The organism is Streptosporangium sp. H13245 (genome assembly GCF_055690525.1).
Window position 1 is genome coordinate 31,934 of record NZ_JBSZKT010000008.1, and the last position, 23,671, is coordinate 55,604.

At 71.6% G+C, this 23,671-nt stretch carries 20 protein-coding genes and 1 pseudogene; 9 read left to right on the plus strand and 12 right to left on the minus strand.

The window, feature by feature from the left end; all coding sequences use genetic code 11:
- Positions 1-384: 384 nt before the first annotated feature.
- The 3 genes from ACW9TB_RS15810 (at position 385) to ACW9TB_RS15820 (ending at position 2,625) form a co-directional block, all read left to right on the plus strand.
- Positions 385-1,341 (plus strand): TIGR04222 domain-containing membrane protein, encoded by a 957-nt coding sequence (locus ACW9TB_RS15810; RefSeq protein WP_472748776.1) that lies wholly within the window; start codon positions 385-387, stop codon positions 1,339-1,341.
- A gap of 92 nt (positions 1,342-1,433) precedes the next feature.
- Positions 1,434-2,249, plus strand: coding sequence for an MbnB/TglH/ChrH family RiPP precursor modification enzyme (locus ACW9TB_RS15815; protein ID WP_472748777.1), 816 nt, complete (start codon positions 1,434-1,436; stop codon positions 2,247-2,249).
- Entirely contained in the window at positions 2,242-2,625 is a 384-nt protein-coding gene (locus ACW9TB_RS15820) for an SCO6045 C-terminal-like domain-containing protein (protein WP_472748778.1), read from the plus strand. The genes ACW9TB_RS15815 and ACW9TB_RS15820 overlap by 8 nt, the downstream gene beginning before the upstream one ends.
- A 66-nt stretch (positions 2,626-2,691) precedes the next feature.
- Here ACW9TB_RS15820 and ACW9TB_RS15825 read toward each other — a convergent pair.
- A pseudogene (locus ACW9TB_RS15825) lies at positions 2,692-2,817 on the minus strand (hypothetical protein); the annotation flags it as partial.
- 138 nt (positions 2,818-2,955) lie between these two features.
- On the opposite strand from ACW9TB_RS15825, the gene ACW9TB_RS15830 reads away from it, so the two are divergent.
- From ACW9TB_RS15830 to ACW9TB_RS15845, 4 genes are all read left to right on the plus strand, one after another.
- Entirely contained in the window at positions 2,956-3,735 is a 780-nt protein-coding gene (locus ACW9TB_RS15830; RefSeq protein WP_472748779.1) for a TIGR04222 domain-containing membrane protein, read from the plus strand.
- 267 nt (positions 3,736-4,002) lie between these two features.
- Entirely contained in the window at positions 4,003-4,479 is a 477-nt protein-coding gene (locus ACW9TB_RS15835; RefSeq protein WP_472748780.1) for a hypothetical protein, read from the plus strand.
- Positions 4,480-4,558: 79 nt separating this feature from the next.
- A complete protein-coding gene (locus ACW9TB_RS15840) occupies positions 4,559-5,326 on the plus strand; it encodes an isoprenyl transferase (RefSeq protein ID WP_472748781.1) in 768 nt (255 codons plus the stop codon).
- A gap of 221 nt (positions 5,327-5,547) precedes the next feature.
- Positions 5,548-6,891 (plus strand): PhoH family protein, encoded by a 1,344-nt coding sequence (locus ACW9TB_RS15845; RefSeq protein WP_472748782.1) that lies wholly within the window; start codon positions 5,548-5,550, stop codon positions 6,889-6,891.
- 131 nt (positions 6,892-7,022) lie between these two features.
- Here the strand turns inward: ACW9TB_RS15845 and ACW9TB_RS15850 are convergent, their stop codons facing one another.
- The 3 genes from ACW9TB_RS15850 to ACW9TB_RS15860 are packed head-to-tail and all read right to left on the minus strand — an operon-like array spanning position 7,023 to position 9,735.
- Positions 7,023-7,637 carry a hypothetical protein gene (locus ACW9TB_RS15850; protein WP_472748783.1) on the minus strand — a complete coding sequence of 205 codons (615 nt, stop codon included), beginning with the start codon at positions 7,635-7,637 and terminating at the stop codon, positions 7,023-7,025.
- On the minus strand, positions 7,634-9,040 hold the full coding sequence (locus ACW9TB_RS15855) for an ATP-binding protein (protein WP_472748784.1): 1,407 nt from the start codon (positions 9,038-9,040) through the stop codon (positions 7,634-7,636). The genes ACW9TB_RS15850 and ACW9TB_RS15855 overlap by 4 nt, the downstream gene beginning before the upstream one ends.
- Positions 9,041-9,060: 20 nt before the next feature.
- Positions 9,061-9,735 carry a response regulator gene (locus tag ACW9TB_RS15860; protein ID WP_472748785.1) on the minus strand — a complete coding sequence of 225 codons (675 nt, stop codon included), beginning with the start codon at positions 9,733-9,735 and terminating at the stop codon, positions 9,061-9,063.
- 423 nt (positions 9,736-10,158) lie between these two features.
- On the opposite strand from ACW9TB_RS15860, the gene ACW9TB_RS15865 reads away from it, so the two are divergent.
- Together ACW9TB_RS15865 and ACW9TB_RS15870 are read left to right on the plus strand one after the other, a co-directional pair.
- Entirely contained in the window at positions 10,159-10,791 is a 633-nt protein-coding gene (locus ACW9TB_RS15865) for an aggregation-promoting factor C-terminal-like domain-containing protein (protein WP_472748786.1), read from the plus strand.
- Positions 10,792-10,851: 60 nt separating this feature from the next.
- Entirely contained in the window at positions 10,852-12,828 is a 1,977-nt protein-coding gene (locus ACW9TB_RS15870; RefSeq protein WP_472748787.1) for a glycosyltransferase family 2 protein, read from the plus strand.
- Positions 12,829-12,883: 55 nt separating this feature from the next.
- Here ACW9TB_RS15870 and ACW9TB_RS15875 read toward each other — a convergent pair whose 3' ends face one another.
- The 8 genes from ACW9TB_RS15875 to ACW9TB_RS15910 all read right to left on the minus strand — a co-directional run bounded on the left by ACW9TB_RS15875 (position 12,884) and on the right by ACW9TB_RS15910 (position 23,654).
- Positions 12,884-14,281 carry a tannase/feruloyl esterase family alpha/beta hydrolase gene (locus ACW9TB_RS15875; RefSeq protein WP_472748788.1) on the minus strand — a complete coding sequence of 466 codons (1,398 nt, stop codon included), beginning with the start codon at positions 14,279-14,281 and terminating at the stop codon, positions 12,884-12,886.
- A gap of 2 nt (positions 14,282-14,283) precedes the next feature.
- The gene (locus ACW9TB_RS15880; RefSeq protein WP_472748789.1) at positions 14,284-15,309 is read right to left on the minus strand and encodes an alpha/beta fold hydrolase; all 1,026 of its coding nucleotides are present in this window, start codon (positions 15,307-15,309) and stop codon (positions 14,284-14,286) included.
- Positions 15,310-15,328: 19 nt separating this feature from the next.
- The gene (locus tag ACW9TB_RS15885; protein WP_472748790.1) at positions 15,329-16,648 is read right to left on the minus strand and encodes an MFS transporter; all 1,320 of its coding nucleotides are present in this window, start codon (positions 16,646-16,648) and stop codon (positions 15,329-15,331) included.
- A gap of 127 nt (positions 16,649-16,775) precedes the next feature.
- A complete protein-coding gene (locus tag ACW9TB_RS15890) occupies positions 16,776-18,809 on the minus strand; it encodes a helix-turn-helix domain-containing protein (RefSeq protein ID WP_472748791.1) in 2,034 nt (677 codons plus the stop codon).
- A 167-nt stretch (positions 18,810-18,976) separates the two neighbouring features.
- Positions 18,977-19,723 (minus strand): 3-hydroxybutyrate dehydrogenase, encoded by a 747-nt coding sequence (locus tag ACW9TB_RS15895; RefSeq protein WP_472748792.1) that lies wholly within the window; start codon positions 19,721-19,723, stop codon positions 18,977-18,979.
- A 209-nt stretch (positions 19,724-19,932) separates the two neighbouring features.
- Positions 19,933-20,319 (minus strand): tautomerase family protein, encoded by a 387-nt coding sequence (locus ACW9TB_RS15900; protein ID WP_472748793.1) that lies wholly within the window; start codon positions 20,317-20,319, stop codon positions 19,933-19,935.
- A gap of 107 nt (positions 20,320-20,426) precedes the next feature.
- A complete protein-coding gene (locus ACW9TB_RS15905; RefSeq protein ID WP_472748794.1) occupies positions 20,427-21,818 on the minus strand; it encodes a class II fumarate hydratase in 1,392 nt (463 codons plus the stop codon).
- 66 nt (positions 21,819-21,884) lie between these two features.
- Complete coding sequence (locus ACW9TB_RS15910) at positions 21,885-23,654, minus strand: serine/threonine-protein kinase (protein WP_472748795.1); 1,770 nt, start codon at positions 23,652-23,654, stop codon at positions 21,885-21,887.
- Between the last annotated feature and the right edge of the window lie 17 nt (positions 23,655-23,671).

Below are 23,671 nucleotides of genomic sequence, written 5' to 3' on the forward strand. Positions count from 1 at the left end.
TGTCCGAGGTGTTCGCCCTGGGGGACCCCGTCCAGCCGGGGCCGAGCGCCCGGGTTCGTTCGCCTGGACGGGGATTCGCCCGGCCGGGTTCGTCCGCTCGCGCCCGAGGGCGCCTCGGGCGGGTTGGCCGCACGCCGTCCGGATGCCGTCCGGGATGGGTGTCCTCTGGGCCCTCCACCTCTGGGCCCCCAGAGGGCGGGAACGGCGCGGACGGGGTGCCGTCCTCGGTCCTGTCCGGGCTGGGGACCCGTGTTTTCCCTGGTGACCGACATATCACCGGGGCGCCGTCGAAGTCGGGTAAAACTTCTGCCAGGCTGTGCGCGTCTATACCTGGGTACACGGGACATCACTCCCGTGGCTCACCTTCCCCCCGAGGAGGCGGACATGGAGTTCTCGCTGTTCGTCATCGCCTGTGTCGTCGGCCTGGTCATCCTCTCCACGGCCCTGGCGGTGCGCCGCGAGCACCGCCGGGTTCGCTCGGCCATGGTCGGCCACTACGGCGGGCCACCGAACCCGTACGAGCTCGCCTATCTCTCCGGAGGGCCGCGCCGCGTGATCAACACCGCGCTCGGCCTGCTGGCCAGGGCCGGGGCGATCCGGGTCTCGCGAGGCGGCCAGGCCAGCCTGGTCGCCGGGGCCAGGCCGTCTCCCGACCCGATCGAGTACGCCGTCATGGAGGCGCTTCACCGGCGCGGAGGCTCGGCCCCCGTGGATGAGGTCCGCCGCGCGGTGGCCGAGGGGCAGAGCGTCGACGGCCTGCGCTACCGGCTGCTGGGGCTCGGCCTGCTCGTGCCCGAGGGCGCGCTCGACCACGCGCAGGCGCTGCTGAGCCGCCTCCAGATCGCCTCGCTCATCGAGGTGGTCGTCGTGGCGGGCATCCTGCTCGCCGGGGCGACCGGGGGGCTGGGCACCTTCGCGCTGCTGGTGGGCATGGTCTCGCTGGTCGGTGGTTTCACCGTCCACTCGCGGCAGAAGCGGGCCCTGCGCGACGTCCTGAGCCACGCCGGTCACCAGGTGCTCGTCTCGGCCCGCGGCACCTACGCGCGCGGCGCCCGCCCTCTCAGCCCCGATCTGGCCTTCGCCGTCGGCATTCCCGTCGCCCTGTACGGCCTGAGCGAGCTCAACGAGCCCGGCCTGGAGGAGGAGCTCCAGCGCCAGACCGCGAGTGCTTCGAGCTGCGCCGGGGCCTGTGGCGGCGGGTCGAGCTCGGGTGACGGCGCTTCCTTCGGCTCTGGAGGCTGGGGCGACTCCGGCGGGTCGAGCGACGGTGGCGGATCGAGTGACGGCGGTGGCGGGTCCAGCTGCGGCGGAGGTTGCGGCGGTGGCGGTTGCGGTGGGTGAGCGGCACCCGGCCCCGGCGCTGACGGCCGCCGGATCCGCCGCCGCGAAAGCCGGAGACGCGGTGGTGGCGGGCCGGGGCGGGGGCGCTTCCGGTGGCGGCTGAGCGTCCGGCGCTGGGGGTGGGCATCGGCTGGCGCCCCGAGATCGACCTGACCGTGGAGCGGCTGCCGGGCGTCGACTTCGTCGAGGTCATCGCCGAGAACGTCAACCCCGCCCGGCTCCCCGAGTCGTTGCGGGTGCTCCGCGCCCGCGGGGTGCCGGTGATCCCGCACGGTGTCGGGCTCGGCGTCGGCGGTGCCGAGTCCCCCGACCCCCGGCGGCTGGCGCACCTGGCGGACTGCGCCCGCGCCCTGGACGCGCCGCTGGTCAGCGAGCACCTCGCCTTCGTACGGGCGGGCGGGATGGAGGCCGGGCACCTGCTTCCCGTCCCGCGCACCCGGGCCGCGCTCTCCGTCGTCGCAGAGAACGTGCGGCGGGCGCAGGAGGCGCTTCCGGTGCCGCTGGCCCTGGAGAACGTCGCGGCCCTGTTCGGCTGGCCGGAGGACGAGATGACCGAGGCCGACTTCCTCGGCGAGCTGGTCGAGATGACCGGCGTCGGGCTCCTGATCGACGTGGCGAACCTCTACACGAACCAGGTCAACCTGGGCCTGTCGGCCACCGCCGCGCTGGACGGCCTTCCGCTGTCCGAGCTGGCCTACGTCCACGTCGCCGGGGGCCACTCCCGCCAGGGGGTGTGGCACGACACCCACACCGCCCACGTCCCGCAGGACGTGCTGGACATCCTCTCCGAGCTGTGCGCCCGGGTCGATCCGCCCGGTGTGCTGCTCGAATGGGACGACGACTACCCCAGCGACGGCGCCCTGGAGGGGGAGCTCGGCCGGATCCGCGGCGCGATGGCCCGTGTCTGACGACGCGGCGCGTGAGGCGCTGGCCAGGGCCCAGGCGGCCCTGGTGGCGGCCCTGGTCGCCGGGGAGGAGGCGCCCCGGGGGTTCGACCGGGAGCGGCTGCGGATCCAGGAGTCCAGCCTGATCTCCAAGCGGCGCAGGACGGTGGCCAGGCTGCGGCCCGACCTGGCCGCGCTGCTCGGCGACGGTTTCGCCGGGGAGTTCGACGCGTACGCGCGAGGCCGCCCCAAGCCGCAGGGCGGCTCCCACGCCGACGCCAGTGACTTCGCCGACCACCTGCGCACGGCGGGACGGCTGCCGGAGGAGCCCCGCCCCGAGCCCGCCCCCGAGCCGGACGCCGGGCCCGGCCGGTGGTGGCTCTTCGGCGGGCGCCGCTGAACCGGGCGCACCGGATCGGGCGCCGCCGAACCGGACTCCGCTGAATCGGGCGCACCGGATCGGGCATCACCGAACCGGGCTCTGCTGAATCGAGCGCTGCCGGGCCTCACCGGATCGGGCTCCGCCGAGCCGGGCTCCGCTGAATCGGGCGCTGCCGAACCGGGCCTCACCGAGCTGGGCTCCGCTGAATCGGGCGTGGCCGAATCGAGTGAGCCGAACCGGACTCTGCCCAACAGACCGGCCGGATCGGGCCCCGTTGAAACTTCCGGTCCTCTCCGTTCGTCCACTGGGTAGTGAACCTCACGCAGGGACGCTATCCCGGAGGCCGTCATGCAGACCGTACAGATCCTCGTCGTGGTGGGTTTCGCTCTTCTGGTGGTGGCGGTGCTGATCGCGCTGCGCCTGGCCGTCCGCCCCTCGCGCGTCTACGAGGGGCCCGAGCTGACGCCGTACGAGCTGGCGCTGCTCGCGGGCGGCCGGTCCCGGGCGGTCGACACCGCCCTGGCGTCGCTGACCGTGGGAGGGCAGGTCCGGGCGCGGCGAGACGGGCGGCTGACCCAGGTGTCCGGCCAGGTCGGCGTGCTGACCCAGCCGATACAGGCCGAGATCCTCGGCCTGCTCGGGGGGAAGGAGGGCGGCGTGCCCGTCTGGGAGGTCAGGAGCGCGGTGTCCAGGGGGCCCGCGGTGACCATGCTGATCGCGCGGTTGAGGGATCTGGCGCTGATCGACGCCCCCGGTTCCGGCCGGGCCGACCCCACCCACCCCAACCGGGCCGGGAAGACCGCGCTGGCCCACCACCGCCTGCGCCACCGCGAGGACAGGTCCCTGCCGCCCCGCGCCGGTGGCCATGTCGCCGGTGACGAGCTGAACATCCTGGGTGTCGCCCTGCACGGCCTGAAGCGGCTGGAGGACGGGCGGCTGGCGGCGGCCCTGGCCCTGAGCGGCCCGCCGCCCTCTCCCGCCCAGCGCCGCCGCGCCTCCCGTTCCGGTGCCTCCGGAGCCTCGGCGAGCTCCTCCTACGGCTTCTACGGGGGCGGGGGTGACGGCGGCTCCGACTCCGGCTCCGGTTCCAGCTGCGGGGGCGGGGGCGGTTGCGGGGGCAGTTCCTGAGGGTCCCCGCCCGGCTCCCGCGCCCTGTGCCGGTCCGAGGCCGACGCCGGGCGCTCAGGGGCCTGCCGTGCTGGCGTGGCCGGACGCTGTGCCGGTCCCAGGCTGAGGACGGGCGGTCCGGGTACGGCTGGGCCGAATGGCAGCAGCCGCCCGGCTGGCGGGGACATGGATGGCGTTGATCATGTTTTGGCGGACTGAGGCGGGGATACCCTCTCTGAGGTGGGGGGACTGCGTTGTCTTGATGGTTCTTATCTGACCGTTACGCCGGTGGCGTGCCGTGACAGTGTCGGCACGCCGTACGAGATCACCCTGCAACTGCACCGCGACGGCGCGCTGTACGGCACGGTGGGCGAGCGGTGCGGCTGGTTCCTCACCCGGCTGGCGCGGGGGGTCGCGGAGGCGCGTGCGGGCCACGAGGCGCGGTGGCCCGACCCCGACGACCGCTTTCCCGACGACACGGAACTGTTCGCCTTTCGTTACCGAGCCAGGAACGGTGTCGTCGGCGGGGGCGAACTCCGCTGCCAACTGCGGACCATCCCGGTCTGGGTCCCCGGGCGGCGCGGGCCCGGCGGAGAGTGGCGGCTCACCAGAAGGGCGTTCCTGGAGGCGTGGGGCGACGGCGGGATGGGGATGCGTGCCGTTCTGACATCCTCTGAGCTGGGCGTTTTCGTGGAGGCACTCCTCGCGGAGGCCGAGGACTGCCTGGGGTCCCACAAGCCGGGCAAGCCCGCCAGATCCCTGTAGAGGGGGCCGAGGGGTCCGCGGGGCGGCGATAATTGCCTGTCAGTGCCCATTCGTGGCAGGTGCTGAGGGAGGGGCTTCAGTGGACGTGCGCGATCTCGTCTACCGGCTGTACGAACGCCGGCTTGAGGCGAAACTGTCCCGTCAGAAGGAGATGGCCCCCCGGCACGTCGGCGTGATCGTCGACGGCAACCGGCGCTGGGCGCGCTCGATGGGCATCGACGACGTGAGCCGCGGGCACCGCAAGGGCGCGGACAAGATCTCGGAGCTGCTCGGCTGGTGCCGCGAGGCCGGTGTCGAGGTCGTCACCGTGTGGCTGCTGTCGAGCGACAACATCAACCGCTCCAAGGACGAGCTGGACCTCCTGATGAAGATCATCGAGGACGTGGTCCAGGAGCTCGTGGCCGACGGGTGGCACATCAAGCCCATGGGGGCGCTCGATCTTCTGCCCGATCACACCGCTCGTGTCCTCAAAAACGCAAAAGAAGCGACATCACATCGTCCGGGTTTGATTGTGAACGTTGCTGTTGGGTATGGAGGAAGGCGTGAGATCGCTGATGCGGTGCGCTCCCTTCTCCAGGAGCACGCGAGCAAGGGCGCGAGCATCGAGGACCTTGTCGAGGTCCTCGATGTCGAGCACATCGCGGAGCATCTCTACACGCGCGGCCAGCCCGACCCGGATCTGGTCATCCGGACCTCGGGAGAGCAGCGGCTCTCCGGCTTCCTGCTCTGGCAGAGCGCTCACTCCGAATTCTACTTCTGCGAGGCCTACTGGCCTGACTTCCGCAGGGTCGACTTCTTGCGGGCTCTCCGCTCCTACGCCGCGCGGCACCGCCGGTACGGTTCCTGAAACTCCATATGAACGACCCCTTTCGGTCAGTCTTAAGCAGTTGGAAGTCGGGCATTCAGGACGTACCGTAAGAAGTAGGAGAGCACAGCTCACCTACGCCGGAGAGGGCCCGCCTTTGCGTCACGACCTGCTGAGGAGGGCCGGTCAACGGTCCCTGCTCGACGTTCTCGTGAGCGGGCCCGGGGCCGGTCCGCATCCCAGCTCATGGCAGGGCGCCGTCCATGGCGCCCGGGGGAGAACGCGTGGCAAACCCTTCGTCCTCACCCACGTCGCCGGCAGTGCAGCGGCGCACGTACGTCCTGGACACCTCGGTGCTCCTGGCGGATCCAACGGCGATGAGCCGTTTCGCCGAGCATGAGGTCGTCCTCCCGATCGTCGTCATCACCGAGTTGGAGGGCAAACGCCATCATCCAGAGCTCGGATACTTCGCGCGCAAGGCGCTAAGGTCCCTCGACGAACTCCGGGTGACACACGGACGGCTGGACGAGCCCATGCCGATCGGCGAGGGCACCATCCGGGTCGAGCTCAACCACAGTGACCCGTCCATCCTGCCCGTCGGGTTCCGGCTCGGCGATAACGACACCCGCATCCTGACCGTGGCGAAGACCCTCGCCGCGGAAGGTAAGGACGTGGTGCTGGTCTCCAAGGATCTGCCGATGCGGGTGAAGGCCGCCTCCATCGGGCTCGCCGCGGACGAGTACCGCGCCGAACTCGTGGTGGAGTCCGGCTGGACCGGCATGGACGAGCTCCAGGTGACGTCGGAGGACGTCGAGACCCTCTTCGAGCACGGTACGGCCGACCTGGCCGACGCCCGTGACCTGCCCACCCACACGGGACTGCGCCTGCTGTCCAGCAGGGGTTCCGCGCTGGGCCGGGTGCTGCCCGACAAGTCGGTGCGGCTGGTGCGCGGCGACCGCGAGGTGTTCGGCCTGCACGGCCGCTCCGCCGAGCAGCGGATCGCGCTCGACCTCCTGATGGACCCCGAGGTCGGCATCGTCTCGCTGGGTGGCCGGGCGGGCACCGGCAAGTCCGCGCTCGCCCTCTGCGCGGGCCTGGAGGCGGTCCTGGAGCGCCGCCAGCACCGCAAGGTCATCGTCTTCCGTCCCCTGTACGCCGTGGGCGGCCAGGAGCTGGGCTACCTGCCCGGTTCCGAGAACGAGAAGATGGGCCCGTGGGCGCAGGCGGTCTACGACACCCTGGGCGCGGTCACCACGCCCGAGGTGATCGAGGAGGTCATGGACCGGGGCATGCTGGAGGTGCTCCCGCTCACCCACATCCGCGGCCGGTCGCTGCACGACGCCTTCGTCATCGTGGACGAGGCGCAGTCGCTGGAGCGCGGGGTGCTGCTCACGGTGCTGAGCCGGATCGGCGCCAACTCCCGGGTCGTGCTCACCCACGACATCGCCCAGCGCGACAACCTGCGGGTGGGCCGTCACGACGGCGTCGTGGCGGTGGTGGAGAAGCTCAAGGGGCACCCGCTGTTCGCGCACGTCACCCTGACCCGCTCGGAGCGCTCGCCGATCGCGGCGCTGGTCACCGAGATGCTGGAGGACATCACGATGTGACGGGCGTCTGAACGCCACCGCCGGAGCGCGGTCGCGGGGCTCGTACCGGCCCCGCGACCGCGCTCCGCGCGTCACGCTTCTCGCGGTTGTAACCAGGGCGCCCGGCGTACGGGACGGCGGCGCGGGGTCGCTCAGGGGGGCAGGCGCACGCCGGGTGCCGCGAGGTTGCGGTACTCGAAGCAGCCCCGGTCGCCCATCGTCTGCGGGGTGCCGGGGAAGAGCCGGGTGACCTCGACGCTCCAGATGCTCTCCTGCTTGTTCTGCCGGATGGTGCAGGTGATCTGGGCGAGAGCCTCCTTGGTGATCTTGCCCTCGCCCGTGATGATCACGTTCAGCCGGTAGCCGAGGTTGTCGTCCGGCTCGTTGCGCTGGTCGGTGTTGTCGGAGTAGCGGGTCGTCTTGGTGTCGTAGTGGCTGAAGTCGTTGAGCGCGCTGGTCAGCCCCGCCTTCGGCGGCTGTTTTCCGGCCCGGAACAGGGTGTCGATGATGTTCTTGGCCGAGTCGGAGACCACCGGGATCTTGACGGGCTCCAGCCGTCCGTCGCGGAGCAGATAGACCGTCACCCACGTGGGGCTGTAGCTGATCACCGGCGGGCGGCCGTAGTCCTGGACGTCGGTGGGGGAGATGCCGCATCCGCAGAGCGCCAGGGTGGCGGCGACCAGGCAGGCGAGCCACCTCACGCCGGGGGCGGCCCAGCCGGTGGGCCGTCCTCCATGAGGGGCGTACGGGCGGGTGGGCCGTCTCATGCCGGGGGGAGCCAGACCGTGAAGAGGGTCCCGGGCCGCTGCGCGCGGACCGAGATCGTGCCGCCGTGCAGCTGGGCGTTGGCCCGCGCGATGGACAGGCCGAGCCCGCTGCCGTCGCCCCGGGCGCCGGCCTTGTAGAAACGGTTGAACACGAAGGGCAGATCCTTCGCCGGGATGCCCTTGCCGTGGTCGCGCACCTTCACCTCCAGGCCGTTCGGGGTGCTGCGGGCGGTGATCATCACCGGGAGCTCACCGTGGCGCAGGGCGTTGCCCACCAGGTTGGCCACGATGACGTCGAAGCGCCTGGGGTCGACGGAGAAGGCGAGTCCCTCGGGGACGTTCACCCGTACCTGGTCCGCCCAGCCGCGCATCTCCAGGCAGTCGCAGACCACGTCCACGATGTTCACGGTGTCCACGTTCAGCGTCGCGGTGCCCGAGTCGAACCGGCTCGCCTCGATGAGCTGCTCGATCAGGGTCCGCAGCCGCGCGATCTCGCGCAGCACCAGCCGTACGGCCGCCGCCGGGTCGGGGGGCAGCCGCTCGGCCTCCTCGGAGAGCATGTCGGTGACCGCGGTCATCGCGGTCAGGGGGGTCCTCAGCTCGTGCGAGACGTCGGCGACGAAGCGGCGGGACATCGCCTCCAGCGAGCGCAGCTCGGTGACGCTCCGCTCCAGCGCGGCGGCGGTGTCGTTGAACGTGGCGGTCAGCTCGGCGAGCTCGTCCTGGCCGTGTACGGGCAGCCGGGTGTCCAGGTGACCGGCGCCGAGCGCGCGGGCCGCCGAGCCGAGCCGCCTGACCGGCAGCAGGAGCTGCCTGGCCGACACCAGGCCCAGGGAGAGCGCGATGATCAGCATGGCGACACCGGCGACGGCGAGCGGCTGCCGCAGGCCGCTCAGGAGCCGCTCCTCCTCGATGAGGGGGGCGAACACGAAGACGGTCATCCCGGTGGGCTGGGCGGTGTGTATGGGCTCGATCCGCCAGACGGGGGTGCCGATGAGCAGCCACATGTCACCGCCGATGGTCATGCGCTTGGCGACCATCCGCTGGGTCGCCCTGGCGGCGAGGTCGCCGGGGACGTCCCCGGTGTCGAAGTCGCCGTCGGCGTAGGGGTAGTCCTCGTAGCGGACCACCACCCTGCCGCCCTGGGGGCGCAGGCTCTTCTGCAGCGTGCTGATCTCCTCGTCGGTCGGCGGGCCGTCTCCCGGCCAGAGCGCGCCGACGGGCAGCGTGATGCCCTCCAGGGTGTTGCGCACGTCGCTCACGGCCACCTGCTCGGCACGCCCGATCATGCGGCTCTTGACGAACTCGTAGCCGATTCCCGCGACGACCGCGGAGGCGGTGACGGCGATCAGGGTGAACGTGATCACCAGGCGCCCGCGCAGGCCGGTGTACATCCGCCGCATCGAGAGAGGGAGGATCCGTCTCACGGCGGGCTGAACCGGTAGCCGAATCCCCGTACCGTGTGGATGAACTCGGGCTCGGCGGGGACCGCCTCGATCTTGGCGCGGACCCGCTGGACGCAGGCGTCGACCAGCCGGGAGTCGGCGACGTGGGTGTGGTCCCAGACGGCCCGCAGCAGATATCTGCGGTTGAGCACCTGGCCGGGGTGGCGGACGAGTTCGAGCAGGAGCCGCAGCTCCGTGGGGGTGAGGTGGACCTCGCGGCCCCCCAGCGCCACCTTGAGCGCGCCCCGGTCGATGACCAGGTCGCCGAAGGTGATGCGGTCGGAGGCGACCGACTCCATCCGGCGCAGGACGGCGCGGATGCGGGCGTCCAGCACGCGGGGCTCGACCGGTTTGACCACGTAGTCGTCGGCCCCGGCCTCCAGCCCCACGACCACGTCGAGGTCGTCGCCCCTGGCGGTGAGGAGGATCACCGGCAGCTGGTCGAGCCTGCGGATGCGGCGGCACACCTCGACGCCGTCGATGCCGGGCAGCATGACGTCCAGGATGGCGATCTCGGGGCGGCGGGACTTGATGTGCTCAAGGGCCTCCTCACCGCTGGCGTAGGCGGTGACGGAGTGGCCCTGCCGGGTGAGCGCGAGCTCCAGCCCGGTCCGGACCGAGGGGTCGTCTTCGACGAGGAGGATGCCTGCCACCGGGTAATCATTCTCCCAAGGCTTGGATGGATCTGCCGGGTCACAAAACCCAGACATAAGGCAAACAGTACCTGAATGAGGTGGTCAGACCACGATTCGGGCACTTTCATGATCACCAAAATGTCCGAAGTGGCCTCGTACGGTAAAATGTGAGCAAAATCACTACCACGCTTTCATTGCCCGGAAAGGGGGCGTGGCCTGGCGGTTAGGTCACGGGAAACCCCCGCGGGCCCGGCGGGGTACGGACCAACTCTCCCGTTCCGGTTGCGGACCACCCCCCTCCCCACGGCAAGCTCATAGGTCGTGAGTCCAGGATCACAGCAACTGAAGGAGCGCTCGGCGCCCCGCGGCCGCCGTACGAACCGCAGGGCGGGCCGGGGGAAGGCCTCCGACGGGCCCGCCGGCCCCAGCTCGAAGCGCGGCATGACCTCCAAGCGCGCGCTGATCCTGGGCGCCGCGCTCGTGGTCCTGGTGGGCGGAGGCGCCTTCACCGCCTACACCGCCGTCCAGAACGCCTCGGCGCCGCCGACGAAGCCGCTCACCCTGGACGAGATGGCGCAGATGCTCGGCTCCGACCCGTTCGGCTCCGACCTGGAGTCCGACATGCTGAAGGCCCAGGCCGCTCAGGCGCTCAAGGCCGACAAGATCGCCGCCGAGCGCGACAACCGCAAGGCCCTCAACCAGGTCAAGATCGTTGACGAGGCGCCGGGCGGTGGCGGCTTCAACCCGCAGCAGCTCCCCCCGGGCACCTCAAACCCGACCGGCAACAGGGCGCTGGGCAAGCAGATGCTGGAGTCCAGGGGCCAGGGCGGCGAGTGGGGCTGCCTGGAGAAGCTCTGGATGAAGGAGAGCGGCTGGAACGAGCGCGCCATGAACACCTCCAGCGGCGCCTACGGCATCCCCCAGTCCCTCCCCGGCCACAAGATGGCGAGCGCCGGAGGCGACTGGCAGACCAACGCGGCCACCCAGATCGAGTGGGGGCTCAGCTACATCAAGGGCCGCTACGGCTCGCCCTGCGGCGCCTGGGCCCATTCCCAGGCCAAAGGCTGGTACTGAGAGACCAGGAGTCGGCAAGTCTGATCGTCTCCCGGCGCCGCGCGCCGCACCCTTGGCCGCATGAACGTGAAGGTCAGCGTGGTGGTGCCGGTGCACAACCCCGGTGATGGCGCCGACGCCTGCATCCGGTCGGTGCTGGAGCAGTCGATGGCCTCCGAGGACTACGAGGTCATCTTCGCCGACGACGGCTCCGACGACGGGATCCAGCAGCGCCTCGACACCCTGGCGGCGGTGCGGTCGAACGTCAAGGTGCTCCATCTTGGGCGGACGGGCTCGCCGATGCGCGGCCGCAACGTCGCCCTCATGGTCGCCAGGGGCGAGTACGTCTACCTGCTGAACCAGGGCGACCGCCTGGAGAGGGACGCTCTTGAGCGGATGTACCTGCGGGCCGTGGAGACCAAGGCCGACATCCTCCTCGGGCGGCTGGCCAGTGACCAGAGACCGCCCTTCACGGTCTTCGACGCCGACCGCGAGAACGCCGACGTCGTCAGGGACCGGCTGCTCACCCAGCTCACGCCGCACAAGCTCCTCCGCAGGGCCTTCCTCGACGCCGAGGCGCTGAACTTCTCCGACCCCGGCGGGTGCCTGTCCGAGCAGGCCTTCGTGGTCCGCGCCTACCTGCGGGCCGGGAACGTCGTCGTCATGGCCGGAGAGGTCTGCTGCCACGTCACCGAGCGGCCCGACCCGCCGGAGGACCCCTACGTCTGGGCCGCGGAGCTGCGCGAGCTGCTCGACATCATCGACGACGAGGTCCCCGAGGGGCGGCGGCGCGACCGGATGTACGCCCAGTGGTTCCGCACCGCGGTGCTGAAACGGCTCGGCGGAGGCAGGTTCGCCACCTCCTCCACGGACCGGGCGGCCACCTTCACGACCCTGCGCGAGCTGGTCGTCCAGCGCTTCCCCCCGCGCCTCGACCTCCTGCTGCCCGTCCCGCTGCGGGCCCGCGCCGCGCTGCTCCGCGCGGGCAGGCTCGACCAGCTCGTCATCCTGGCCGGAGCCATGCGCGGCGCCCGCCTCCAGGCCGACCTCGACGAGCTCACCTGGGACGACGGCACGCTCACCCTGGGGCTCACCGTGGAGATGACGCAGGCCGACGGCACCCCGATGCGCTTCGTCCCCCACGGACCCGACGGCCTGCTCTGGGAGCCTCCCGTACCCCTCGACGGGCTCCGCCTGCCCCCCGAGATGGCCGACGTCAGCCAGACCGCCGCCAGGGCGCGGTTCGAGGTCTACGTCAGGCACGAGGACACCGGGGCCGTCCACTTCCTGCCCTCGGACTGCTCGACGGTCCGCTGCCGTCACCGCAACGGGGTCAGGCTCCAGGTCACGGGCACCGCCCGGCTGAACGTCGACTCGGCGGCGGCGGGCGGACCGCTGCCGCCGGGACTCTGGGAGATACACGTGCGCATGTACGGCGGGGTGCAGCAGGCGAGCACCCGGGTGACGGGGTCGCCGCTGAACTGCACCGGGATGGTCGCCGACTGCTCCAGGCGGCTCACCGTCCCCTGGTGGTCCGACCTGGGGGAGCTGGGGATCTGCGTGGAACCGCGCTCGTTCCCCGAGTCGATCGTCCTGGTCTCACCGGGGACGACGGTCATCGGGCAGCGCAAGCACGTCTTCGTCGTCGTACCCGTCCCGTACGTGCCGCCGAGCGGGGGGCCGCCCGCGGAGCTGGTGTTCCGCCAGATCGCGGGCAGGGAACGCGAGGTCGCCGCCCCCGCGCTGGTCGAGCCCGGCGTCCCCGGGGAACTCGCCGGGCGGTTGATCGCCAAGATCCCGACCCGGCTGGTGTACCGGGAGGGGTTCCTCGCGCCGGGTGTCTGGGCGCCGTTCCTGCGGGTGGACGGCAAGGAGACCGGGCTGCGCTTCAAGGTGGAGATGAACCGCGGCGGCAGGGTGGAGATCCACCGGTCCGCCGCGGCCAGGCCCACCGAGCCCTGGTACCCGCTGCTGAAGCGGGTGGCGCTGCGGATACCGCTGGTCAGGAACGCGGTCCGGGTGACCAGGACCGTCCAGCGGCGCTACATGTTCAACTGACATCCGCCCGGTGCCGTACCGGCCCGTGGGGGCGGTACGGCGCCGGGCGGTGGTGTCACGCGCTCAGACGGCACTCGTTGGGCAGGTCGCCGGTCGAGGGCCTCGGCAGGGTCGCGCTCGGCGGCGGGTTCTTCCCGCGCTCCACCCAGCCCTCCAGGGTCTCGAACGCGCTGCGGAAGCACGGCAGCAGCGGGCGGAGCTTGTCGGGGTAGGAGGCGTAGAGGCTGTCCACGTGGGTGCCGTCGGTGATCCGGTAGTAGCGGAACGGCCGGTGCCCGCCGACCATGTCCGCGTAGACGTCGCCGGAGCGGGAGATCGGCAGCAGCGTGTCCAGCGTGCCGTGGATCGTGATGAGCGGCTTGCCGATCCGGCCGGTGAGCCCGATCTTCCTCACCGCCGCGTACGGCCTGCGCGCGTCGTAGTCGTAGTCGGCGTCGCAGGCCGGGGTGCCCGAGGCGCAGAAGGGGGTGCCCGCCTCGGTGTCGCCGTCGAAGGAGGGGTCGAGTTCCTCACGGTAGAGGCGCTGGGTCAGGTCCCAGTAGTACTGGTAGTGGAACGGCCACAGGAACTCCGAGCCTCGGGCGAAACCCGCGTCGTACATCGCCTGGGTGTCGCCCGCCGGGTAGGCCCGCAGCGCCGGGGGCAGGTAGTTGACCAGGTTGTCGCCCTTGACCCGCCAGAGCGTGCCCTCCCAGTCGATCCCGCCGTCGTACAGCCAGGCCCGGTTCTCCAGCTGCCAGCGGACCAGGTAGCCGCCGTTGGAGATGCCCGCGGCGTAGGTCCGCTTGGGAAGCCTGCCGTAGCGCTGGGCGACGACGGCCTTGGCCGCGATCGCGACCTGCGTCACCCGGTCGTTCCACTCGGCGACCGCGTCACCGGGTTTGCGGCCGTCCTTGTAGAAGGTGACGCCGACGTTGCCCTTGTCCGTCACCGCGTAGGCGTAACCCTTGGCCAGCGCCCAGTCGGAGACGGTGAAGTCGTTGGCGTACTGCTCCCGGTTGCCCGGGGTGCCGGTGACCACCAGCCCGCCGTTCCAGTTGTCGGGCAGGCGCAGCACGAACTGCGAGTCGTGGTTCCAGCCGTGCGTCGTGTTGGAGGTCGAGGTGTCGGGGAAGTAGCCGTCGACCTGGATGCCGGGCACGCCCTTCGGGTTGACCGCCCCCGCGGGGTGCAGGCCCGCCCAGTCGGCCGGGTCGGTGTGCCCGGAGACGGTCGTTCCCGCCGTCGTGAGGTCGTCCAGGCACGCCTTCACCTGGCGCTCGGCACCCGGCACCGCCACCCGGTCCAGCCGGGCGCAGTGCGCCGATGTCGTCCCCGCGCTCGCCACGGGCGCCCCGGCCAGAACCGTCAGGACGGCGAGACCGACGGCGGCGACTTTGATGATCCGTGAGGTCGCGCTGTGAACGCGGGCGGCCGGACCGCGACGCGAGGCGTCGTCATCGATACTGCGCATCGTCAGCTCCGCTTCAGGTGGTCGGAGAGGGCGGCGCGGAACTCGGCGGGCCGCTCGATGTGCGGGCTGTGGCCGGTGTCCAGGACGACCTCGGTGTAGGGGCCGTACCGCTCCAGCGCGGCGCGGGTCTGGGTGACCATCGGCTGCGCCGGGGTGCCCGGCGAGCCGGGGACGGCCCCCAGGGCGCCCAGGTGGGCCAGGTCGAACAGCGAGGTGTCGGAGACGATCACGTCGGCCTCGCCCCTGATCCACAGGATCGGCGGCTTCGGGTCGATCGTGTGCAGGTCGTCGATCCGGAAGTGCGTCGGGGCGAACGAGTTGAGCACGCCCCGCGTACCGGGACGGACCCCCGGCCACTCCTCCGACGTCACCGCGTCACCCGGGTAGTGGTCCTCGCCGACCTTCGTGGACAGCATCGACGCGACCAGGGCGTCCTCGTCCTCGATCACCGTGCCGGGCTTCACGTACGTGGCCCGCATCACGTTTCTCGGCGAGGCCGGAGAGTCGTCGGAGGTGTCCCCCGCCGCGAGCAGCCTCACGAAGTCGGGGTTGGCCGCCCCCGCTCCGGCGCCCGTGCCGTCGGGGTGGTTCAGCGTGCCGTCGGCACCGTGCGTGCCGCCGAAGCCGTACGGGGAGATCGGGTTGACCAGGGTCACGCTCCGCACGGCGGACGGCCGGTCGCGCAGCGCCCGCAGCACGACCCCGCCGCCCATGCTCCAGCCGACCAGGTGCACCCCGTCCAGCCCGAGGGCGTCGAGGAGGGCGAGCACGTCGTCGGAGTAGTCCCGCAGGCCGCGGGTGGCGTCGACCGGGGCGGGCTCGGTGTCGCCGAAGCCCCGCAGGTCCACGGCGAGCGGCCGGTGGCCCTCCTCCGCCAGGGCGAGCAGCGTGCCCCGCCAGAAGGTGGAGCTCGACACGTTTCCGTGCACGAACAGCACCGTCTCGCCGCCCTCCGGGGCGTTCCCCGCCACCGACAGGACGTTCTGGGTGATCCGGCCGGTGGGCACCGGCCGGTTCTCGATGCGCATCAGATGTTCTCCGTACGGTTCAGCGGGTGGTCGACGCCTCGTCGCGGGTGCCGATGGTGACGAGGTCGCGGCCACGGGTCTCGCGCGAGACGTACACGGTGATCAGGGTGAGCACGGCGGCCCCGGCCACGTACAGCATGATCGGGAGCGACGACTTGTAGGTGTCCAGCAGGGCGACCGCGATCAGCGGGGCGAGGGCGCCCGCCACGATCGAGGCGAGCTGCGAGCCGATCGAGACGCCCGAGTAGCGCATCCTCGTGGCGAACAGCTCGGAGAAGAACGCGGCCTGTGGGCCGTACATCGCGCCGTGCAGGATGAGCCCGACGGTCACCGCCAGGGTGACGGCGGCGAAGTTCTTGGTGTCGATCAGCGGGAAGAACGCGAAGGACCACAGGCCCACCCCGGCGGCGCCGAGCAGGTAGACGGGCCGGCGGCCGAGCCGGTCGGACAGCGCCCCCCACAGCGGGATCGAGACGAAGTGGATGGCCGACCCGATCAGCACCGCGTTGAGCACGACGGGCTTCGCCAGCCCGGCCTGCGCCGTCGCGTAGACCAGCACGAACGCGGTGATCACGTAGTAGGAGACGTTTTCCGCGAAGCGGGCGCCGATCGCGATGAGGACGTCCCGCCAGTGGTGCCTGAAGACCTCCACGATCGGCAGGGACGCCGAGGGCTCGGCGTTGGCGACCGCCTGCTGGAAGACCGGAGACTCGCTGATGGAGAGCCGGATCCACATGCCGACCAGCACCAGTACGCCGGACAGCAGGAACGGGATCCGCCAGCCCCAGCTCGTGAACGCCTCGTCCGTCTGGACCGCGGCCAGCACGGCAAGCACCGCGGTGGCCAGCAGGTTGCCGCCGGGGGCGCCCGCCTGCGGCCAGGAGGCCCAGAAGCCTCGGCGCGCGGCGTCGCCGTGCTCGGAGACGATGAGGACCGCGCCGCCCCACTCGCCGCCGAGGGCGAAGCCCTGGACGAGCCGGAGCAGGGTCAGCAGCAGCGGCGCCGCCATGCCGATCGCCGCGTGGGTCGGCAGGCAGCCGATCAGGAAGGTCGCCCCGCCCATCATCAGCAGGCTGACCACCAGCAGCTTCTTGCGGCCGATCCGGTCGCCGAAGTGCCCGAAGACCAGCGCGCCCAGCGGGCGGGCCACGAAGCCCACCGCGTAGGTCAGGAACGCCAGCAGGGTGCCCGTCAGCGGCTCCGACTGGGGGAAGAACAGCTGCGGGAAGACCAGCGCGGCGGCGGAGCCGTACAGGAAGAAGTCATACCACTCGATCGTGGTGCCGACGAGGCTGGCACCGACGATCTTTCCGATGGGGGTACGGGTTTTCTCTGCCATCTCACTCACCAGGGGGAGTCGCTGTTGGGGGGATTTCGGCTACCGTACGTAGTGACCGGCGTCACTCCTATGGGTACGACCCCCATAGCCGACGGGCGCCCTATGTGGGTATGTGAAGGCGCCCGGGTCAGCCGCTGAGGCGGTGCAGGCGCAGGGCGAGCTGGATCTCCAGGGCCCGGTCGGGGGCCTGCCAGTCGTCGCCGAGGAGCTGGCCGATCCGGTCCAGGCGCTGGGTGACCGTGTTGACGTGGATGTGCAGGGCCTCGCTCGTCCGCGACAGCGAACCGCCCGTGCCGAAGTACGCGGTGAGCGTCTGCACCAGCGCGGTGCCTCTGCGGGCGTCGTAGTCGATCACCGGGCCGAGCGCCGTGGCGAGGAACGCCCCGATGTCGCGCCCCTCGCCGACCAGCAGGCCGACGAAGCCCAGCTCCCTGGCCCCGGCGCCCTCCCCGGCCCTCCCCAGGGCCACCAGGGCGTCGGCGCAGCGCTGTGCCTCCCGGTGCGCGGCGGCCACCTCCGCGGCGCCGCGTACCGGCCCTCCCGCGCCCGCCGTGGCCGGGTGGCCGAGCGAGGCGCTCAGCTCGGCCGCCACCCGCTTGGCCAGGGGACCCGGCCGGTCCCCGGGAAGCAGCAGGACCACCTCGTCGCCGCGCTGCGCGGCGAGACCGTGGTGCAACGTCGCCTGGGACGACGCCCAGAACGCGGCCCGCTCCCGCCCGCCGCCGTGGCGCACCACGACCACCACGTGGTCGCGGTCCAGGTTCACCCCGACCCGCCGGGCGCGGTCGGCCAGGCCGTCGAGGGCGGGCCGCGAGATCAGGTCGTCGAGCAGCTCGCCCCTGACCCGGCCCTCCGCCTCGGCCACCGTACGCCTGAACAGCAACAGCAACGCGGTGACCAGCGCGGCCCGCTCCAGGATGCGCTGGTCGGCGTCCGACACCTGGCCGCCGTTGCGCAGCACCAGCGTGCACAGCGGCTCCGCGCCCACGTCCACCGACGCGACCAGCAGGTCTCCCTGCCGTACGGTGCGCCCCAGCGCCCTCGACGACCGCGCGGCGTCCGCGATCACGTCGGCGGCGGTCCGCGTCGCCCGCCTGGGGCTTGGCTTCGATCCCGTTCTTGAGCCTGTGCTCAGGGCACTTCCCGAGCCTCTTCCCTCTGAGCCTGTCCCCGGGCCTCTTCCCGAACCGCTCATTGAGGCCGTCCCGGATCCCGACGTCGCCTGGTCGAACGCGTTCTCGCCCGGCGCGTCCTCCTCCAGCACGCCCGCGTCCCCGGCGATCGGGCGCCCGGCGTCGTCGAGGACCGTCAGCGAGCCGCCGAGCACCTCCGTCACCACCGCCGCCACGTCCTCGACCCCGCCGCCGCGCAGCACCAGGCCGGTCATCCGGTCGTGCGCGAGCGCGGCGCGCTCCACGGCCTGGCTGTGCGCGTTCACCTGCCGGTTGGCCTCGCTGAGCTCCTCAAGCGCGTTCCTGGTCTCCTGCAGCAACCGGGCGTTGTCGATCGCCACCGCCGCGTGCGCGGCCAGCGAGCCCAGCAGCACGACCTCGTCCTGGGTGAAGGGCCGCACGCTCCGGTTGGCCGCGAACAGCACTCCGATCACCCGCGCGCCCAGCTTGAGCGGTACGCCGAGAATGGCGACCAGCCCCTCCTCAAGCACCGCGTCGTCGATGTCGGTCTTGTGGCGGAAACGCTCGTCGGCGAAGTAGTCGGCGGTCGAGTACGGGGTGGCGGTCTGGGCCACCAGCCCGCCGAGCCCCGCCCCCATGGCCAGCCGCAGCGCCCGGAACTTCGCCGACACCGAGCCGTCGGTCACCCGCATCCAGGTGTCGCCCCGCTCGGGGTCGTGCAGCGTCATGTAGGCGGCGTCGGTGCCGAGCAGCTGCCTGGCCCGGTGCACGATGGCCTCCAGGACGGCGTCCAGGTCCCGCAGCCCGGCCAGGTCGCCCGCCGTGTCGAACAGCGCCGACAGCTCCGCCTCGCGCTTCGCCCTGCGCCGCAGCAACGCCCGTACCTTCAGCGCGGCGAGCTTGGCCTCCTCCAGCTCCGCCAGCGCCTCCGCGCCGGTCCCGCCGGTCCTCGCCGCGAGAACGGGCCCCTCGAACTCGACCGCCGAAGCCTCCCTGGCCAGCAGTTCGAGAAAGACCCGTGTGCTCATACCAACCATTCTCCGATGTTCGCGACGCCGCTCAGGTCCGGCTCCTTCCCTCGTCACTCATCCGCTTCGCTCCTGCTTACCTGCGACGCTGCTTAGATCCAGCTCCTTCGTTCCTCAGTCCAGTCCCCGGCGCGGTCTCACGGGTTCATGGCGACGCTGGTACGGCCTCAGCGGGCGGTCCAGCCGCCGTCTATGGGGAGGGAGGTGCCGGTGATGAAGGAGCCGTGCGGGCCGCAGAGGTAGGCGACGAGTTCGGCGACCTCCTCGGGTTCGATCAGCCGTTTGACGGCGGCGGGGGCGAGCATGATCTGCTCGACCACCTCGTCCCTGCCGATGCCATGGGTTCCGGCCTGGGCGCCGATCTGGTTCTCCACCAGGGGGGTGCGGACGTAGGCGGGGCTCACGCAGTTGGAGGTGACGCCGTGCGGGGCGCCCTCCAGGGCGATCGTCTTGGACAGCCCTTCGAGGGCGTGCTTGGCGGTGACGTACGCCGCCTTGTAGGGCGAGGCGCGGAGGCCGTGGACCGAGGAGATGTTGACGATCCGGCCCCAGCCGCGTTCGTACATGCCCGGAAGAACCTCCCTGACCAGCAGGAAGGGGGCCTCGACCATCACTTTGAGGATCTTGGAGAACACCTCGGGAGGGAATTCCTCGATCGGGGCGACGTGCTGGAACCCGGCGTTGTTCACCACGATGTCCGTGCCGGGCGGGATCGCCCGGACGAAGTCCGGTTCCGACAGGTCCGCGACGACGGGTGTCCCCGAGATCTCCGCGGCGACCTTCGCCGCCGCCTCGGCGTCGATGTCGACCACCAGCACGTGGGCCCCGGCCCCGGCCAGCCGGTGCGCGCAGGCGCGCCCGATCCCACTGCCCGCCCCGGTCACCACGGCTCGCCGACCCGCTAGGTCAATCATGCTGCCGAATCTAGGCAATGACCCGAATCCCGGCCCATGTCGCCCGTCCCCACACTCCGTTCCGTGCTTATGTGGCGAGCCTCCTCTCCGGCGGAGCGCCGGTCGTCCCTTCCAGCCCGTTCCCGGAAGCGGCTCGTTTCCGGAAGCGCCTCGCCACCCTCCGGCGTACGAACGCCCGTGGCCGGTCGCCGTCAGGGGACGCGCGGTCCTCAGATGGTGACCGGGTACATGAGCGTGAGCTCGTCGCCGGGGAGGCCCCTGATGCCCCAGTTGACCTTGGGTGCCTCCAGGATCACGATCTCCAGGTCCTCGGGGGGAAGACCGAGCACGTCCCCGGCCCTGGTGAACAGGGCGCGGATCAGCGAGCGCTTGGCCTCGTCGGACCGGCCGCTGAAACAGACGATCTCCACGATGAGGTACCGCTCGCTCCGCTGCGGGCAGACCATGTCCTCGGCGTCCAGCAGCAGGAACCGGTGGAACCGCTTGTCCTCGGGAAGCCGCCAGACGTCCACCAGGCAACCGTGGACGGTGTCGGAGATCTCCCGACGCCGGTCGGACCACACGTCCCTGCGGCCGTAGAACTTGATCTGGGTCATGCTCCGAGTCTCCCAGTCGGCCGATCTACGACGACAACCGGGGCGCCGGTCCACGGCCGACGGCCGGATCCGCCCATCCGGGCGACGGTCCTGCCCGGGAGCGGTGTCTACGAGGGCGGCCGGGTCATGGACAGGACGTCGAGCAGCTCGTCGAGCCGTTCCTCGGTGAGGGTGCCGTTGGCGACGTGGCCGCGCTCGATGACGACCTCGCGGATGGTCTTGCGCTCCGCGAGGGCCTGCTTCGCTATCTTCGCGGCCTCCTCGTACCCGACGTACGGATTGAGCGGTGTGACGATCGACGGCGACGACTCGGCGTACTCGCGCATGCGGTCGACGTTGGCGGTGATGCCGTGTACGCACCGGTCGGCCAGCAGCCGGGAGGCGTTGGCGAGCAGCCGGATGGACTCCAGGATGTTGCGCGCGATGACCGGGAGCATCACGTTGAGCTCGAACGTGCCGGAGGCGCCGGAGAAGGCGATGGCCGCGTCGTTCCCGATCACCTGGGCGGCGACCATGGTCACCGCCTCGGGGACGACCGGGTTGACCTTGCCCGGCATGATCGACGACCCGGGCTGCAGGTCGGGCAGGTTGATCTCGCCCAGTCCGGCCCGGGGGCCAGAACCCATCCAGCGCAGGTCGTTGGCGATCTTGTTGAGGGAGATCGCGACCGTGCGGAGCTGGCCGGAGAGCTCGACGACGGCGTCCCGGGCGCCCTGGGCCTCGAAGTGGTCGGGGGCCTCGGAGAACGGCAGCCCGGTGGCGTCGCGCAACCTCTCGATGACCTTGGCCGCGAAGCCGGGAGGGGTGTTGACGCCGGTGCCGACCGCCGTACCGCCCAGGGGCAGCTGGGCGAGGTGCGGGAGCGCGCTCCGCACCCGCCCGATCGCGTTGTCGATCTGCGTGGCGTACCCGCCGAACTCCTGTCCCAGCGTGACCGGGGTGGCGTCCATCAGGTGGGTACGCCCGGCCTTGACCACGCCGTCGAACTCCAGCGACTTGTCGCGCAGCGCGGTGGCCAGGTGCCGCAGCGAGGGGATCAGGTGGTACGAGACCTCGGTCGTGGCGGCGACGTGGATGGAGGTCGGGAACACGTCGTTGGACGACTGCGAGGCGTTCACGTGGTCGTTCGGGTGGACGGGACGGCCGAGCCGCTCCTCGGCGAGGGTGGCGATCACCTCGTTGGCGTTCATGTTGGAGGAGGTGCCGGAGCCGGTCTGGAAGACGTCGACGGGGAACTCGCCGTCCCAGTCGTTCTCCGCGACGTCGGTGGCGGCCTCGGCGATCGCCGTCGCCAGCTCCTTGTCGAGCACCCCCAGCTCCGCGTTGACCTCGGCGGCGAGTGCCTTGATCAGGCCGAGCGCCGCGATGTGCGGGACCTCCAGCCCGCGCCCCGAGACGGGGAAGTTCTCCACCGCCCGCTGGGTCTGCGCCCGCCACTTGGCCCCCGCGGGAACCCGTACCTCGCCCATCGAGTCATGCTCGATCCGATACTCGCTCATGAACCCAGTCTGCGTCCTGAGGAGAGAATCAAACGGCGGGTACGGGGCTCTCCGCGCGGACCGTCCTCAGAAGAAGGCGGCCACCGACAGGATCATGATCACCACGAGGGCGATCGCCGCCACGCCCATGAGGACGAGGACGCCGATCCGGGTCTTCTGCGACGGCGGCTTCCTCGGCCCGGGGCGGCCGGGGTCGGGCTGGGCGTTCTGGTTCGCGATCGCGAACAGGTCGGTGCCCAGACCGGGGGGGCGGTACGCGCCGTCGGACGCCTCGGGACCCGGCGGACGCCAGGGCTGCGGGGACACCGGCTCCGCCTGGACGGGCGGGCCGCCGACGCCGGGGGAGCGGCTACCGGCGACCGGCCGGTTGTCGGAAACGGGCCGGTTTCCGGGGACGAGCCTCAGCGGAGGGGGCGCCTCGGACCCCGGGCGTCCCTGGCCGGGCGTCCCGAACTCCGGGTCGACCGGCGGGAAGCCGTGCGGCGGGGTGGCGGAGAGGTCGGGGCCGCCGCTCACCGGGAACCCGTGGGGCGGTGTGGCCGCCGACTCGCCTCCCGGTTCGTCGAAGGCCGCCGGGGCGTCCGGCTCCCCGAACGCCCCCCGTCCTCCGAAGGCACCAGGTCCTCGCGCGACGGGGGTCCCGAGGTCGGAAGGGGCCTGCCGTCCCGCGACCGGCCTGCCGGGCTCCGCGAAGGGCGGGCGGTCCGGGTAGGGCGAGGTCGTCGGGCGGCCCGAGGCGGCCGGAGGTGACGGGGAGGCGGACGGTGTGCCGGGGATGCGCAGGCCGTCCTTGGGACGGATGACCACCATGGTCCGGTCGGCGTCGAAACCTCCGGCGCCGTCCTCGGGCTCCCCCGGCTCCTCGGGGTCCTCAGGGTCCTCAGGGTCCTCGTCGTCGAGGTCTTCCTTGGCGTACTCCACGAAGGGCGTCTCGGAGGCCGAGGGGGACGGCGCGGGAGGGGGAGGGGCGACGGCGGGCGCCGGGACCGGGGGGAGGGAGTCCGCGAGATGCGAGGGGGTGTCGGCCACCGCCCGGAGCAGCGCGCCCGCCTGGGCGGCCGTCAGCCGCGCCGTGTGGTCCTTCTCCAGCAGTTGTTCGAGCACCGGGCGCAGCGGTCCCGCCTGGGTCGGCGGGTCGACCTGCTCGCTCATCAGCGCGGCCAGGGTCTCCGCCACCGAGGACCGCTCGTAGGCCGGGCGGCCCTCGACCGCGAAGTACAGCGTGGCACCGAGGGACCACAGGTCCGACTCGGGCCCGGTGTGCTCGCCACGGGCCCGCTCGGGCGCGGTGTATCCGGGGGAGCCGATCACCATGCCGGTCTTGGTGAGGCTCGTGTCGCCCTCCGCCTTGGCGATGCCGAAGTCGGTGAGGACCACCCGGCCGCTCTCGGTGATCAGCACGTTGCCGGGTTTGACGTCGCGGTGCAGAACCCCCTGGGCGTGGGCCGCGCGGAGCGCCCCCAGCAGGTCGGCCCCGATCTCGGCGACAAGGCGGGGTGGAAGGGGACCCTCCTCCTCGATCACCTGCTCCAGGGAACGCGCCTGCACGAGCTCCATGATGATCCAGGGGCTGCCGTCCTCGACGATCGCGTCGTGGATGGTGGCGACCGAGGGGTGGCTGATGCGGGCGGCCGTACGACCCTCGCGGATCATCCGTTCCCGAAGTTCGGCGCGCTGCGCCTCGCTGAGGCCGGGCTCCTGACGGATCTCCTTGATCGCGACCTCACGGCCGAGGGAACGGTCGTGGGCTTTCCAAACGGTGCCCATCGTGCCTCGGCCGAGCGGCGCGATCAGCTCGTAACGGTCCGCGAGCACACGCGTCTGCTGTTCCGGCATGAGAAGAAGATAGCCAT

What these genes read in the sequence shown, in the direction of transcription:
- ACW9TB_RS15895 (WP_472748792.1), bottom strand. Translation starts at nt 19,723, where the DNA reads ATGATTGACCTAGCGGGTCGGCGAGCCGTGGTGACCGGGGCGGGCAGT.
- ACW9TB_RS15865 (WP_472748786.1), top strand. Translation starts at nt 10,159, where the DNA reads ATGACCTCCAAGCGCGCGCTGATCCTGGGCGCCGCGCTCGTGGTCCTG.
- ACW9TB_RS15870 (WP_472748787.1), top strand. Translation starts at nt 10,852, where the DNA reads ATGAACGTGAAGGTCAGCGTGGTGGTGCCGGTGCACAACCCCGGTGAT.
- ACW9TB_RS15810 (WP_472748776.1), top strand. Translation starts at nt 385, where the DNA reads ATGGAGTTCTCGCTGTTCGTCATCGCCTGTGTCGTCGGCCTGGTCATC.
- ACW9TB_RS15845 (WP_472748782.1), top strand. Translation starts at nt 5,548, where the DNA reads ATGGCGCCCGGGGGAGAACGCGTGGCAAACCCTTCGTCCTCACCCACG.
- ACW9TB_RS15830 (WP_472748779.1), top strand. Translation starts at nt 2,956, where the DNA reads ATGCAGACCGTACAGATCCTCGTCGTGGTGGGTTTCGCTCTTCTGGTG.
- ACW9TB_RS15910 (WP_472748795.1), bottom strand. Translation starts at nt 23,654, where the DNA reads ATGCCGGAACAGCAGACGCGTGTGCTCGCGGACCGTTACGAGCTGATC.
- ACW9TB_RS15890 (WP_472748791.1), bottom strand. Translation starts at nt 18,809, where the DNA reads ATGAGCACACGGGTCTTTCTCGAACTGCTGGCCAGGGAGGCTTCGGCG.
- ACW9TB_RS15850 (WP_472748783.1), bottom strand. Translation starts at nt 7,637, where the DNA reads ATGAGACGGCCCACCCGCCCGTACGCCCCTCATGGAGGACGGCCCACC.
- ACW9TB_RS15885 (WP_472748790.1), bottom strand. Translation starts at nt 16,648, where the DNA reads ATGGCAGAGAAAACCCGTACCCCCATCGGAAAGATCGTCGGTGCCAGC.
- ACW9TB_RS15905 (WP_472748794.1), bottom strand. Translation starts at nt 21,818, where the DNA reads ATGAGCGAGTATCGGATCGAGCATGACTCGATGGGCGAGGTACGGGTT.
- ACW9TB_RS15855 (WP_472748784.1), bottom strand. Translation starts at nt 9,040, where the DNA reads ATGCGGCGGATGTACACCGGCCTGCGCGGGCGCCTGGTGATCACGTTC.
- ACW9TB_RS15880 (WP_472748789.1), bottom strand. Translation starts at nt 15,309, where the DNA reads ATGCGCATCGAGAACCGGCCGGTGCCCACCGGCCGGATCACCCAGAAC.
- ACW9TB_RS15900 (WP_472748793.1), bottom strand. Translation starts at nt 20,319, where the DNA reads ATGACCCAGATCAAGTTCTACGGCCGCAGGGACGTGTGGTCCGACCGG.
- ACW9TB_RS15875 (WP_472748788.1), bottom strand. Translation starts at nt 14,281, where the DNA reads ATGCGCAGTATCGATGACGACGCCTCGCGTCGCGGTCCGGCCGCCCGC.